The sequence below is a fragment of the Microbacterium neimengense genome (assembly GCF_054782995.1).
Map to the genome: position 1 here is coordinate 600,534 of NZ_BAAGRK010000015.1, position 14,217 is coordinate 614,750.

10 protein-coding genes are annotated in these 14,217 nt (G+C 68.9%); 6 read left to right on the forward strand and 4 right to left on the reverse strand.

All coding sequences use genetic code 11. The annotated features are described in order from the left end of the window. The first annotated feature begins 86 nt into the window (after nucleotides 1–86). From ACYVJS_RS13505 to ACYVJS_RS13520, 4 genes are read left to right on the forward strand one after another with little or no spacing between them, the layout of a single operon-like run. Nucleotides 87–1,727, forward strand: a complete 1,641-nt coding sequence (locus tag ACYVJS_RS13505; RefSeq protein WP_460740405.1) for an ABC transporter substrate-binding protein — start codon at nucleotides 87–89, stop codon at nucleotides 1,725–1,727. A 7-nt stretch (nucleotides 1,728–1,734) separates the two neighbouring features. After that, nucleotides 1,735–2,721 (forward strand): ABC transporter permease, encoded by a 987-nt coding sequence (locus ACYVJS_RS13510; RefSeq protein ID WP_460740406.1) that lies wholly within the window; start codon nucleotides 1,735–1,737, stop codon nucleotides 2,719–2,721. Beyond that, nucleotides 2,718–3,569: an ABC transporter permease gene (locus ACYVJS_RS13515; RefSeq protein WP_460740407.1), complete on the forward strand. Its 852-nt coding sequence runs from the start codon at nucleotides 2,718–2,720 to the stop codon at nucleotides 3,567–3,569. The genes ACYVJS_RS13510 and ACYVJS_RS13515 overlap by 4 nt, the downstream gene beginning before the upstream one ends. After that, nucleotides 3,566–5,062, forward strand: a complete 1,497-nt coding sequence (locus ACYVJS_RS13520) for an ATP-binding cassette domain-containing protein (protein WP_460740408.1) — start codon at nucleotides 3,566–3,568, stop codon at nucleotides 5,060–5,062. The genes ACYVJS_RS13515 and ACYVJS_RS13520 overlap by 4 nt, the downstream gene beginning before the upstream one ends. A 2-nt stretch (nucleotides 5,063–5,064) precedes the next feature. Here ACYVJS_RS13520 and ACYVJS_RS13525 read toward each other — a convergent pair whose 3' ends face one another. Genes ACYVJS_RS13525 through smc form a run of 3 tightly spaced genes read right to left on the reverse strand, consistent with a single transcriptional unit; the run spans nucleotide 5,065 to nucleotide 10,020 of the window. Beyond that, on the reverse strand, nucleotides 5,065–5,565 hold the full coding sequence (locus ACYVJS_RS13525; RefSeq protein ID WP_234075295.1) for a DUF2004 domain-containing protein: 501 nt from the start codon (nucleotides 5,563–5,565) through the stop codon (nucleotides 5,065–5,067). Between the two features lie 49 nt (nucleotides 5,566–5,614). After that, the gene (gene ftsY, locus ACYVJS_RS13530) at nucleotides 5,615–6,487 is read right to left on the reverse strand and encodes a signal recognition particle-docking protein FtsY (RefSeq protein WP_234075294.1); all 873 of its coding nucleotides are present in this window, start codon (nucleotides 6,485–6,487) and stop codon (nucleotides 5,615–5,617) included. A gap of 23 nt (nucleotides 6,488–6,510) precedes the next feature. Further along, entirely contained in the window at nucleotides 6,511–10,020 is a 3,510-nt protein-coding gene (smc, locus tag ACYVJS_RS13535) for a chromosome segregation protein SMC (protein WP_460740409.1), read from the reverse strand. A 444-nt stretch (nucleotides 10,021–10,464) separates the two neighbouring features. Between smc and ACYVJS_RS13540 the strand changes: the two genes are divergently transcribed. Further along, on the forward strand, nucleotides 10,465–10,713 hold the full coding sequence (locus ACYVJS_RS13540) for a hypothetical protein (protein ID WP_460740410.1): 249 nt from the start codon (nucleotides 10,465–10,467) through the stop codon (nucleotides 10,711–10,713). A gap of 29 nt (nucleotides 10,714–10,742) precedes the next feature. Next, nucleotides 10,743–11,822: a GNAT family N-acetyltransferase gene (locus ACYVJS_RS13545; RefSeq protein WP_460740411.1), complete on the forward strand. Its 1,080-nt coding sequence runs from the start codon at nucleotides 10,743–10,745 to the stop codon at nucleotides 11,820–11,822. 562 nt (nucleotides 11,823–12,384) lie between these two features. Here the strand turns inward: ACYVJS_RS13545 and ACYVJS_RS13550 are convergent. Next, the gene (locus tag ACYVJS_RS13550) at nucleotides 12,385–14,166 is read right to left on the reverse strand and encodes an AIPR family protein (RefSeq protein ID WP_460740412.1); all 1,782 of its coding nucleotides are present in this window, start codon (nucleotides 14,164–14,166) and stop codon (nucleotides 12,385–12,387) included. Nucleotides 14,167–14,217 lie beyond the last annotated feature (51 nt).

Genomic DNA, 14,217 nt, shown 5'->3' on the forward strand with positions numbered 1-14,217 from the left:
GAACCGCGGTAGGCTGGTTTCTTGGACCGGATACAGCAAGTCCGTCCGCGCGCTTCCGTGTGCCCCTCCTCGCCGAAGGCTCCCCCATGATCCCTGCACCTCTCAGCTCTCGTCGCGCCGCCGTGGCGGTCGCCGGCCTTGCCGCCGCCCTCGCCCTCACCGCGTGCGCAGCCGGGGGCACGGCTGGCGCTCCGCGTGACGGCGGGACCCTCGTCTACGCCACCGGTGACGCCGAGCCGACCTGCCTCGACCCGCACGTCGGCGGCAACTACCCGCAGGCGCTCATCTCCACGCAGTACCTGGAGCCGCTCGTCGGCCGCGACGCGGACGGCACCATCACGCCGTGGCTCGCCGAGTCGTGGCAGGTCAGCGACGACGGACTCACGTGGGACTTCACCCTCCGCGACGGGCTGACCTTCACCGACGGGACCCCCGTCGATGCGGCCGCCATCAAGACCAACATCGAGCACCTGAAGGACCCCGACACCGCGTCCAGCACGGGCTATCTGGCCGTCGCGAAGGTGTCCGACGTCGAGGTCGTGGACGCGACGCACGCACGCTTCCACCTCGCAGCCCCCGACTCCGCACTCCTGGAGTCGCTCAGCCAGCAGTGGACCGCGATCGAGTCCCCCGCGGGAATCGCCCGCGGGCAGGAGGAGAACTGCAAGGCACCCATCGGCACGGGCCCCTTCGTCGTCGACTCCTGGACGCCGCAGGAGTCGGTGCACCTCGTGCGCAATGAGAACTACGCCTCCCCCGGCCCCGAGGCCCAGCACGAAGGCCCCGCCTACCTCGACGCGATCGAGTGGCGCTTCATCCCGGATGCCGCGACACGGCAGGCCGCGCTGCTCTCGGGTGAGGTGCAGGTCATCGACAACCCGCAGCCGGACGCGATCGTCGCGGCGGAGAACTCCACCGACACGACCCACATCGACGCGCCGCGACCCGGCTCCGTGAACCGCATCGAGCTGAACACCGGCCAGGCACCCTTCGATGACATCCGTGTGCGCGAGGCGTTCGTCCGAGCAGCGGATCCGGACCCGGGCATCGCGGCCCTCTACCAGGGCACGGTCACGCGCTCCTTCTCGCCGCTCGCGAGCACGGAGCCCGCCGCCGTCAGCGACGCATCGCTGTTCACGACCGACACTGCGCGCGCCGAACAGCTGCTCGACGAAGCCGGCTGGACCGCGCGGGATGCGGACGGCGTTCGCACGAAGAACGGAGCGCGCCTCAGCGTGCGCTTCCCCGTCAGCACCAACCAGTCGGTGGCGGCGGAGCAGTCGCTCTTCGAGCAGATCCAGGCGAACGCCGGCGACGTGGGCTTCGACGTCCAGATCACCCCGTTGGACCTGTCGGGCTGGTACGCCGCGCTCGGTGCGAAGGAGTACGAGGCGGTGAGCGCGCCGTACACGAAGGTGGGACCCGACGTCCTGCGCATCCTGTACGACTCCGACGGCATCGTCCCCGCGCCCAGCGGTTACTTCGCCAACCACGCACAGCTGTCCGATCCGAAGCTGGACGTGCTCCTCGACCAGGCGTCGGCCGCATCCGATGACGCGCAGCGCACCGACCTGTACGCCCAGGCGCAGCACATCATCCTCGACAGCTACGCCATCCTCCCCCTCTACGACCAGCAGAACCACTTCCTGGTGCGCGGCGCGAGCGGTGTGACGACGTTGGGCACGGTGGCCACGCCGACCTTCATCGACGCGCGGCTGAACGGCTGAGCGCTCGGTGAGGGTGCTTCGCTGGGTGGCGGCGCGCGTCGGATCGGCGCTGCTGGTCGTCTGGCTCGTGTCCACCGTGGTGTTCTTCGCGCTGCGCGCCTCCGGCGACCCCCTCGAGGCGATCCTCGGCGGCCCGGGTTCCCAGGCGGGGCCCGAGACGGTGGAGGCGGCGACCCGCGCCTACGCGCTCGACCAGCCGCTGGTCGTGCAGTACCTGCTGCAACTGAGCCGGATCGCCACCGTGCAGCTGGGCGACTCGTACGCCAGGAAGCAGCCCGTCGCCGATCTCATCGCCGCGCAACTGCCCTCCACCCTCCTTCTCGCAACCCTCGCCCTGGTGGTCGCGTGGGTGCTGGCACTGATCGGGGCGATCATCGTCACGGTGGGGCGCGGCCGGGCTGCGCGGGTCGTGTCCACCGTCCTGCGCTCCGTCGAGACGATCGCCACCGTGATGCCGCAGTTCTGGCTCGGCGCGGTCCTCATCCTGCTGTTCGCCGCGACCTGGCGCGTGCTGCCCGCGACGAGCGTCGGCGCCGATCCGGCGGGGCTGGTGCTCCCCGTCCTCACCCTCGCCGTTCCGATCGCCGGCTTCCTCGCGCAGGTCATGCGCGATTCGCTCAGCAGTGCCGACGCCGCTCCCTTCGCGACGACGGCTCGCAGCCGCGGCGCGTCCGAGGTGCGCGTGCTGCTGCGGCACACGCTGCGGCACGCGGCACTTCCCGCCTTGGCGCTCTCCGGGTGGGCCTACGGCAGCCTGCTCTCCGGCGCGGTCGTGGTCGAAGCCCTCTTCGCGCGCCCCGGTCTCGGACGCCTGCTCATCGACGCCGCAACCGCACGCGACGTGCCGCTGGTGATCGGCGCCGTCGTCGTGGTGGCGCTCATCTACGTCGTCGTGGTCGTGCTGACGGATGCGGCTGAGCTTCTCGTCGACCCGCGCCTTCGCGGTCGGCGGGCCCGGTCGCTGCGCGTGCCGACCGTGGCGGTCGGCGCATGACTACCGCAGGCTCGACGCGGCTCCGGCCGGGAGTTCTGAGAGTGTTCGTCTCCATGTGGGGTGCGGCGGGCGTCACGGCACTGATCGGACTCGCCGTGCTGATCGTGGCCATCATCTGGCCCGGACTCCTGGCTCCGGGCGACCCGCTCGCGATCGCCCCCGCCGAAGCGTTCCGCCCGCCGAGCCCCGCGCACCTGTTCGGGACGGACGAATCGGGGCGCGATCTGTACACGCGCGTCGTGCATGGCACCGCCGCATCCGCCGGTGTCGGGGCCGCGGCGACCGCGATCGGCGTCGGGGCCGGTCTTCTGCTCGGGTTCACCGCCGGCCTCGGCCCGCGGTGGCTGGATGCGGCGCTGTCGCGGATCATCGAGGTGCTCTTCGCTCTCCCGACGCTCGTCATGGCCCTCCTTCTCGTGGCTGTGGCGGGGCCGGGGACGGCGGCGTCGGTGGTCGCCATCGGGCTCGCGACGACGCCGGGCTACGCGCGGATGCTGCGCACCCAGGTGCGGCAGGTCGCACGCAGCGGCTATGTCGAGTACGCGCGCCTCGAGCATGTCGGGCCGGTGCGCATCCTCCTCCGGCACATCGCGCCCAACGCGCTGTGGCCGCTCGTCTCGGTCGCGACCCTCGGCGTCGGACAGGCGATCGTGTGGGTCTCGGCGCTCAGCTTCCTGGGGCTCGGGGCGCTCCCGCCGTCGCCGGAGTGGGGGGCGATGCTCAACGCGGGGCGTGTCTACATCGGCAGTGCCTGGTGGTTGACGGTCTTTCCCGGACTCGCCATCGTCGTCACGGCCGCCGTGCTCACGGCTGTCGGGCGGCGCCTGGCGGGCGGAGTGCGCCCATGAGCGGGCTGCACGTGGCGGGACTGCGGGTCACGCTTCCCGGCACGGGCGACGTCCTGCGCGGCGTCGACCTCGAGGTCAACCCGGGCGAGATCGTCGCCCTCGTCGGCTCGTCCGGTGCGGGTAAGTCGGTGCTGGCACGTACGCTCCTGGGCTTTACGCAGGAGCAGACCGGAGCTTCGGTCGCCGCCTCGCGGTTCGAGATCGCGGGGCGCGATGTCAGACGCGCCGGACGGCGCGGCTGGCGAGGGATGCGGGGGCGCGACGTCGCGCTCGTGCTGCAGGACGCCCTCCAATCGCTGGACCCGCTGCGGACGATCGAGGCGGAAGTCGGAGAGACACTCGCGCTGCGCCGGATCCCCCGGTCCCTCCGACGCGAACGCGTCGTGCAGGCTCTCTCGGACGCGGGGCTTCCGGAGCCGGAAACGCTGCTGGCGCGCCGCCCCGGCGAGCTCTCCGGTGGAATGCGTCAACGTGCCCTCATCGCCTCCGCGATGGTGGGCGGCGCGAACATCCTCATCGCCGACGAGCCGACGACCGCGTTGGACGCCACGGTGGCGGTGCATGTGCTGGATCTCCTCGCCCGCATCCGTGACGAGGGCCGAGCGGTCCTGCTGATCAGCCACGACCTCGCCGCCGTCGCCCGCATCGCCGACCGAGTGGCCGTTCTGGAGGACGGCACCGTGGTGGAGTCGGGCCCGACGGCTCAAGTGCTGTCGGCACCGCGCCACGCCGCGACCCGCGCGCTGCTCGCCGCGTCGCCGCGCGGGCCGAAGTCGATCGCCGCGCAGCCGGCGGGCCGCATGCTTCTGAGCACGGCGGGCCTGAGGCGTGCATATCGCTCGGTCACCGCCCTCACGGACGTCGACCTCCGCATCCAGGCAGGCGAGGTCGTCGGCGTCGTCGGCGCATCCGGGTCGGGCAAGACGACCCTCGCCCGTCTCCTGGTTGGCGCCGAGCATCCGGACACCGGCACGATCACGCTCGGAACACCCGCACCGCGCATCCGACTCGTACCGCAGGACCCGTCGGGCAGCTTCGATCCCCGCTGGAGCGTCGAACGCATCCTGACGGCCTCGTCCGCTCCCGGCTCGCCGGCTCCTCGAGGGCTCCTCGAACGGGTGGGGCTCGACCCCGCGCTCCTTCGACGACGTCCGGCGACGCTGTCCGGCGGGCAGCGGCAACGCGTGGCCATCGCGCGGGCGCTCGCTGCCGCCCCGGACGTTCTGGTGTGCGACGAGCCCGTGTCGGCGCTGGATGTGGCGACGCAGGCCGGGATCCTCGACCTCATCCTCACCTTGCCGGCCACGACGGGGGCCGCCGTCGTCTTCATCTCGCACGACCTCGCCGTCGTCAGGCGCGTCAGTGATCGCGTGGTCGTGATGTCCGCCGGCCGCGTCGTCGAGGAAGGCCCCACCGAGGCGGTCTTCACCGGCGCTCAGCACCCCTTCACGCGCGAACTGATCGCCGCGGCGTCGGCTGTGCCGTCGGAGTGAGTTCAGTCGGCGCTCGTGACCGAGATCACCGCGCCGTCCGAGTCGAGGTTCACCAGGAGCACATCGTCGGTCGCATCCGCATCGAGCGCATATTCGAGGACGGCAAAGGGATCCGAACCGCCGTGCTCGTCGGCGAGGATCGTCATACTGGTGAGCTGCAGCGAGCGGATGACGTCGACATGGACGTCACCGGAGATGTCCACGAGGAGATCGGTGATGTCCTCGCCGAAGGTGTCCTGCTGCTGCAGAATGTACTCCGTCACCTCGCTGGTGCGGTCGTCCAGTTCGCCGATCATGGCGTTGCGCGCGAGCAGGTCGAGCTGCTCGAGCGAGGAGATGAGGGAGGCGGCGACGTCGAGGGCTGCCACCGAGACGTCCTCCTGATCGGGAGCCGTGAGATCGACCGTGACACTCTGGTCGCCGAACTCGACGTTCTCGGACCAGAAGATGGACCCGTCGGGCCCTGATTCCAGAAGTCCGAAGAAGTCGTGTTCGATCGCCATGAGTCAATGAAACCAGCCCCCGCCGCCGGGCGGTAGTCCGGCGCGCGGCTCAGGAGACGAGCTGCTCGACGAAGACGTGGGGCGTGAATCCGGTGAGGTCTCCGATGCCCTCGCCCTGACCCAACAGCTTGACGGGAATGCCGGTACGCTCCTGCACCGCCAGCACGAACCCGCCCTTCGCGGAGCCGTCGAGCTTGGTGAGCACGAGGCCGGTGACCCCCGCCTGTTCGAGGAAGGCCTCGGCCTGCATCAGACCGTTCTGACCGGTCGTCGCGTCGAGCACGAGCAGCACCTCGCTGATCGGCGCCTGCTTCTCGATGACGCGCTTGATCTTGCCCAGTTCGTCCATGAGCCCGCCCTTGGTGTGCAGGCGTCCGGCGGTGTCGACGAGGACGATCTCGGTACCCGTCTCGATCGCGTGGGCCACGGTCTGGAAGGCGACGGATGCGGGATCCTGTCCTTCCTGCTGCGGACGCACGATCGATGCTCCCCCGCGCTCGGCCCAGGTCGCGAGCTGGTCGACGGCCGCGGCACGGAAGGTGTCGGCGGCGCCGACGACGACCGAGCGGTCGTAGCGGCGCAGGAAGTTCGCGAACTTGCCGATCGTGGTCGTCTTGCCCACCCCGTTGACACCGACGACGAGGACGACGGCCGGTCGTTCGGTGAGCCGGAGGGTGGAATCGAACTTCGCGAAGTGCTCCTCCAGGGTCTCGCGCAGCATCCGCTGGAGATCCTTCGGGTCGGTGGTCCGGTACCGATCGACCTTCTCGCGCAGCTCATCGATGAGACGCTCGGTCACGTCGGGACCGAAATCCGCCGTGAGCAGGGCCGTCTCGAGGTCCTCCCACGTGCTCTCGTCGATGACGGGCTTGACGAACATCCCTCGCAGGGCACGCCCCAGCGACCACGATCTCTCGGCCATGACTCCAGCCTACGCGGCCGGGCTCACGCGGATTCGCGCTCGCGCACCCGCTGCCCCACGACAGCCGAGACGCCGTCCTGACGCATGGAGACGCCGTACAGCGCGTCAGCGATCTCCATCGTCCGCTTCTGGTGCGTGATGACGATCAGCTGGCTGGATGCGCGAAGCTGCTCGAAGACCGTCAGCAGGCGCCCGAGGTTGGCGTCGTCGAGCGCAGCCTCGACCTCGTCGAGGATGTAGAAGGGGCTGGGCCGCGCCTTGAAGATCGCAACGAGCAACGCGACGGCGGCGAGTGAGCGTTCCCCGCCCGAAAGCAGCGAAAGCCGCTCGACCTTCTTGCCGACCGGCCGTACCGAGACGTCGATCCCGGTCGTGAGCGGGTTGTCGGGATCGGTGAGCGCGATGCTGCCCGTGCCACCGGGGAACAACAGCGGGAACACCTCGGTGAACGCGACGCGGGTGTCCTCGAACGCCTCGAGGAAGATCGACCGCATCCGCTCGTCGAGTTCCTCGATGATCGTGAGCAGGTCCTTGCGGGTCTGTGTCAGGTCGGCGAGCTGCTCGGTGAGGAACGTGTGCCGCTGCTCGAGCGCTGCGAACTCCTCGAGCGCGAGCGGGTTAACCCGTCCGAGTTGCGCGAGCTTGCGCTCCGCCTCCTGCAAGCGCTTGCGCTGCTGGCCCCGATCGAAGGGGATCGCGGGCTGTTCCCCGTCCTCTGTGGGCTCGGCGGCATCATCCGGGATCGGTTGATCCGGACCATATTCCGCAATGAGAATGTCCTCGTCCAGACCGAGCTCGCTCTGCACCCTCTCGCGGAGCGAGCCGACGTGGAGCTTCTTCTCGTGGATGCGCAGTTCGAGCCCGTGGACGCTCTCCGTCAGGCCGCTCAGCCGCTCCCGCAGCGCCGCCTCCTCGCGTCGCGCCTCGGAGAGCTCCGCCGTGACGGCCGTGCGTGCGGACTCCGCCGCGGCGAGCTCCACGCGCGCCTGCGACACCGAGCGATCGACCGAGTCCAGCAGCGCCGGCAGTTGAGCGGCGACGGATGCGGCGATGTCGCGCTGGCGCCGGCGGATCACCGCGCGGCGAGCGGCTTCCTCGGCCGCCGCGCGCTCTCGTTCGCGTTGACGTTGGAGCTGGGCGATGCGGGCCTCGCCGGCGCGGATCCGCTCGCGAAGAGTCTCCACGTCCAGGCGGGCACGCATCTCGCCGTCGCGCGCCGCGTCGAGGGCGGCGAGCATGCCGTCGCGAGCCGACGCATCGAGGATCGGACGAGGGGCCTCCTGCGCCGACGCGAGTCGGTCCGCCGCGACACGTGCGGAATCCTCCGCCTCGACCACCGCCGCCTGCGCCTGGCTCAGCGTCTGCGTGAGCCGCTCGCACTCCGCCACCGCCGCCTCGTGTCGGACCGTCGCACGGTTCACTTTCTCCGCATGCGCGGCGAGAGCCGCATCGTGCGAGCGCAGCGCATCGAGAGTGTGCTTGGTGCGGGCGCGCGACTCCTGGAGCGCGCGTGTCTGATCGGAGAGGGCTTCACGCAGGGAGTCGGCGACCACCTGCAGCTCACCGAGTCGCTCCGCGGCGGCATCGCGTTCTGCTGCGAGCTCGAGCCGAGAGCGGCCCTGACCGCTGCCCGCGCGCACCGAGAAGCGGGTGACGATCTCGCCCGTTCGCGTGACGACGGTGAGGTCGGGTGCCGCGGCGAGGACGCCCTGCGCGGCCGAAAGATCCGCGGCGATCACGACGCGCGCGAGGAGTCCCGCGACGCCCGCCGGAGCGCTCACGACGTCGGTCGCCCGCACCGCGCCCTCGATGTCGGGGATGTCGGCCGGGGCGGACACCTCCGCGATCACGATGTCGACGACGCCGAAGTCTCCGCCGCGGGCCACCGCCGCCGCATCCACCGCATCCGCCTCGGTGTCGACGAGCACGCCCTCGGCGACGGCGCCCAACGCGGCAGCGATGGCGGCCTCGTAGCCGGAGGTCACCTGAACGGCATCGCCCACGAGCCCGCGGACACCGCTGCCGCCGGCCGCGATGAGCTCGGAGGCGCCGGTGCGCACGTCCAGCGCGCGCCCGAGGGTCTTCACCTGAGCGGAGAGCGCGTCGACCTCGCGTTCGGTGGCGTGCAGTCGCTCCCGGATGCCGGCCACCTGGGTTTCGGCGTCTGCGGCGTGCCGCTGCGCCTGCTCGTAGGCGGCGGCGTGCTCCGCCGATGAGGTCTCGGGAACCAGGTCCGGGTCGGCGCTCGCGAGCTCTTCCTCCGCCTCGGCTCGGCGAGCGAGGGCGGCATCGAGCGCCTTCTGCTGCCGCTCGACCGCAGCACGAACGGCCGCCAGCGCCGATTCCGCCGCCTCCGCCGTGCCGCGCAGGGCCGTGAGGCGCATGTCGTGCTCGGAGACGAGGGCGCTCTGCGCGGCGATGTCGGCGTCCAGCGCGTCGAGCTCCGCACGCGCACGGGTCACGTCGCGCCCTGCGGCCGCTGCGGCGTCCTCGGCCTCACCGACACCGGTCGTGATCGTGTCGAGCTCTTCGCGCGCCTCGTCGATGGCCGCCTGCGACACGGTCGGGGTCGGCGCCAGGGAGTCCTCGTCCTCGGAGAGCAGGCTCAGCCGTTGCCCCGCGAGCGTGTAGAGACCCCGCAGGCGCTCCTGTACCTGCTCGAGTCCGAAGGCGACGCGGCGCGCTGCATCCACCGCTTCGGATCGTTCCTGCGTCTCGAGGGCTGCGACGCGCGCCTTGACCTGATCGGCGCGGTCCTGCAGGAGGGTCCGCTCCGCGCGGCGATCCTGCTCGTTGCGCGCGAAGTCGGCGAGCTCCGCCTGCAGCGCGACCAGCTCGTCAGCGAGCAGCCGCGCCCGTGCGTCGCGGACGACGGCGGCGATCGTCGCCGCCTCGCGCGCGATGTCGGCCTGGCGCCCGAGCGGCTTGAGCTGACGGCGCAACTCGCCGGCGAGGTCGCTGAGGCGGGTGAGGTTCGCCTCCATGGCCTCGAGCTTGCGAAGGGTCTTCTCCTTGCGCCGACGGTGCTTCAGGATGCCGGCCGCCTCTTCGATGAAGCCCCGACGGTCTTCGGGGCTCGCCTGCAGCACGGTGTCGAGGCGCCCCTGCCCGACGATGACGTGCATCTCGCGGCCCAGTCCCGAGTCGCTGAGCAGCTCCTGCACGTCGAGCAGGCGGCAGGACTGGCCGTTGATCGCGTACTCGCTGGCGCCGTTGCGGAACAGCGTTCTACTGATCGTCACCTCGGCGTACTCGATCGGAAGCGCCCCATCGGCGTTGTCGATCGTGAGCTGCACCTCGGCGCGGCCGAGCGGACCCCGGGTGGACGTTCCGGCGAAGATGACGTCCTCCATCTTGCCGCCGCGGAGGGTCTTCGCCCCCTGCTCCCCCATGACCCAGGCGAGAGCGTCGACGACGTTCGACTTGCCGGATCCATTGGGTCCCACGATCGCGGTGACACCGGGCTCGAGGGCGAAGGTCGTGGGCTGCGCGAACGACTTGAACCCTTTGAGCGTCACGCTCTTCAGGTGCATGCGGATCCTCCGGTCGTCGGGCTTCTCACGACGTTACCGGAGCGGCCCTCTCGCGCCTCGCAGCGACGCAGCCCGAGAGCGCGACACGCCCGGGATGTTGACAGCTGTCTCTCAGACACGCTAGCGTCCTGATCTGCCAACCGACGTTGAGAAAGGAGATCGCAAGATGACTCGTCTGCTTGTCACCACCGCGCCGAACACGTGCGCCGTCGATGCGATCCGCTCCGTCGGTGTGTTCCAGAACGGTCGCACGCACACCGCTCGTTGACCCTCGCCGGGGATCAGTCTGCCCATCACCGGGCAGGCCTCCGCGCGGAGTCGATCGCACGCTGAACCGTTCGTTCCTCCGCCGCCCGTGCCCTCCGCACGTGGTCGGCCCTTCCCGACCGCACTGCGGCCCCGTCCGGCGGCCGCATCCTGCCCGCTCTCACTCGGAGAACCATCGTGAATATCACTCACAACGCCCCCATCCGGGCGTCGCTTCCCACCCACCCGCCGTCGCCCGTGGCACGGCCCACCCTCATCGACCGCATCGCGATGCACGTCGGACTCCGGCTGCTGCTCTGGGGGCGTGACCGCTCTCGGCGACGCGTCTCCCCCGAGGCCAACGCTCGGGCCCTCCTCGCGCAGGACGTCCGCCGCGCGTACGACCTCGCCGTCGTGCGCACGGGAGCCCAGCCAACGATCCGATGATCGCCACGAACAACTCACGGAGCACCATCATGAGCACCCTCACCACGCTCGAGCTGCGGCCCGTCGAGGTCCCCACGGACCTCGACGGGCCCGGAGCCCGGGACTTCCACCGGCTCGCCGCCATCCGCAACGAGGTCTATCGCGAGATCTCCGGCGCGGACGACGACCGGATGACACCGGGCGAGCTAGCGCCCATCGCACGATCGGACCGGCATGAGCGGCGACTACATTGGCTCGTGCTCCTCGATGACGAGCCGGTCGGCCGCATGGGAATGGATCTGCCTCAGGAGGAAGGGTCGCGCACGGCATACGTCTTCATCGAGCTCCGGCGCGACGCGTGGGGTCAGGGAATCGGCGAGCGTGCGCACGCACTCCTCGAAGAGACCGCCCGCGCGCACGGTCGCACCGTCATGCAGAGCTGGGTAGAGCATCCGCCCGCCGACGGCGAGCAGTTGACGCCTCCGACGGGTTTCGGCACGGTGCCGCTCGATCATCCGGCGCGGTTCCTGCTGCGGCACGGCTACACGCTGGAGCAGATTGTGCGCAAGAGCGCCTTCACCCTCGCGGGGAGTCGGGCAGCACTCGAGCGCCATGCTGCCGACGCGCGCGCCGCATCCACCGACTACCGCGTCGTGCAATGGGAGACCCCCACGCCCGACGAGTACGTCGAGGGCTACGCCTGGATGAAGTCGCGCATGTCGACGGACGCTCCCTCCGCCGACCTGGTCGTGGACGAGGAGACCTGGGACGCCGAGCGTGTGCGCACCTGGGACGCCGAGATCCTCGACGGCGGGCGTCGGATGCTGGTGACCGCTGCGCAGCACATCGCCACCGGTGAGCTGTGCGCGTTCAACGAGCTCGTGCTTGGGGTCGACCCGGAGATCGCGTCGCACCAGTACGACACCCTCGTGCTCTCGACGCATCGCGGTCACCGGCTCGGCATGCTCGTGAAGGCCGAGGGACTGCTCGCGTGGCCGCGAGTCGCTCCGACCTCGACGCGCGTCGTCACGTACAACGCGGAGGAGAACCGTCCGATGCTCGACATCAACGAGGCCATCGGGTTCGAGCCGGTCAGCTACGAGGGCGTGTGGAAGCGCGTGCTCTCGTGAGCGCGCGTAGGGGTGTCACCTGCCCCCGAACCACCGACGCCTCGGGCCGCGCCCCGCCGACGGAACCTTCCCTCGCGGCGGCGGCGCGGCCACCTCGTCGAGCGCCACCGGAACTCCGAGTCGACTCTGTCACGGCCCAGTATGCCGCGAGGGCCTAAGATCTCGACAGCGTGAGCGGCATTCATCCCTGCGAAACGCGCGGTGCCGAGGCAATGGCGCATCCGGCTACTGCAGCGTTGAGCGACCGCACGTTGGAGGTCCTTGGGCTTTTCGCCATGCCGGGTGTCTTGGCGGGGTCAGCCGCCCCGAGATCTTCAGAAGCTTGGGCAACCTCGCCACGATCGAGTAGCAGCGGAGCCACCGCGAAGATCCAGACCGGGCAAGGGGAAACGTCGCTGGCTATCTCGGCCGCGGCTCGGGGCGAGCCCGCGCGGCTGTCGTCATATCCTCGCGCGCGAGACCTTGGTGCTACGTACTCCGCCGACAACGCTGCTCCGAGCCAGCTGGGGCCACGTACTTGCGCTGTCGCGAGGATGGACCCTTCCGCTCACTTGAGAGCCGACTAGCTAGTTAAAGGTTCCACTATCGCCACGCGCTTCGCGAAAGCCTCGAATGCGCCGGGTTGAAAATTGAGGAATGCGCGGAACAATCCGTCGAGCTTCTCAATTGCGGAGTCCTTTCCGTCGCGAGCCACACGGCCGCGGTTGAAAGCCCCTCTAAGTTGCTCCGAGAGCGGCAGAATGGCGTCGATCACCGGCGCCCAGCAGTCGGCGGCGTCAGACAGCGACGGCGAGGCCTTGAACCGGAGGCTAAACCGATTGGCGATCGTCTTCCCCAGGATAGTCTCGAGCGAACGCGCCACAACCTCAAGGAGAAGATACGGCGCGCCTTTCAACGAGAGAAAGTCCAGTTCACGTTGCTCCGCCTCGGAGAGCGCGCCATCGCCTTCTCGGGCCTTCTGTCGAAGCTTGAGCAGGCGCGTAGTGAGGGCGTCGTATAGGGAATACACGAACAAGATGTGCGCTCCGGTCGTCCGCTCAGAGAAAACGCGCGCATACATAGAGTCGTCAATCCAGATCTCCGCTTTTTTATCATAGGCGGCGACTGGATCACCGTGGAACGCCGTCAGCACCTGGCCAACCGTATAGGACGGTAGCGCGGTCCGACTTCGCTTAATCGCGTCACTTGACCCGCCTCGACGGCCCCCGTCATAGCTAACGCCATACATGAGAGCAAACTCCGACCTAAGACGGTTCTGGATCTCGTCGCCGCTGCGGAAATCAGCGGCCTGGACCTTATTCTGAAGGTTGTTGAATCGCACAATACGGTCGAGAAGATCTTGATCGCTCGACTTGACGAATCGGACAGGTACGAGAAGATCTGACGATGGCTCGCTGTCGAGCGAGCCAATTGAGCCCGTTGTCTGCGCACCATTTACGACCGAAATTCCGGTGATCTGGAGAAGACGCCCACTCCTGGAGCGAGCGCCTAGCTTGTAATCGAGTACCAGAGCGGTAAGGCCGTTGTTGTAAACGGCGAAGTCGGCAGGCTCAGCGGACGCTGTCTCTTTGATGCCGTGGTTGATGTTCGCGTCACTTCTACGCGAGCCTAAGTAGTCCCGAACGTTGGCTGAGAAGAGATCCTCCTTGTGCGTCAAAAACATGTTGCGCAGCCACGCTCCGGGTACCAACGTCGTAACCGCGCTCCACCGATCACTTGTCAACTCCACCGCGTCCGAAACACGCAAGCTGAACTCGTCCGTGACCTTTATCGTTCGTTTCGAACCCAGATGCCAACGCTCGAGCGTTTCCGAACCCACCTCCGCGGCAAAAACCTGGATCCCGCCGCGCTTAGCGAGCAGATGCGCAGCCGTTCGCTCGGCGTTCGCAACCTCAACGGCTACGTTCTTGGACTCTGGTGCGTTGTGGACATACCACAGGTGGAAGTCGCGAACGGACTCAGATTCGATTGCGTCACGCACCTCCGCGACACGCCCGCGGATTCCTTCTGGAACCACATCGAGGTCAGAGGTCAGCAGCCACGCGATCGCCGCATTCAAGTCGGACGCTTTGTTGGCGGGCGCGGCTTTCTTTGCGACGGGCGAGTCGAAGCACTGCGCCACAACAAGCAAACCACGAGTCGTGTCCAAGTAGATGATGTCGAGCTTCTTGTCGTCACCACCCCCTGTGATCGACTCGGCAGCCGCCGTGCGAATGTCATCAACCCCGAAGCGCTGATCGATGGCGAACAACCCGATGCCGTCGGCGCCCAGTTCAAGGCTTGTCGAAATCTGCTCGAATGCGGCTTTCCATGCGGGCGACTTTGGCGACTTGGTGTTCGTCATCGATACTCCATCGGGTGTGCCACAAGGGCGCGCTTAACGTTGTATCTGATC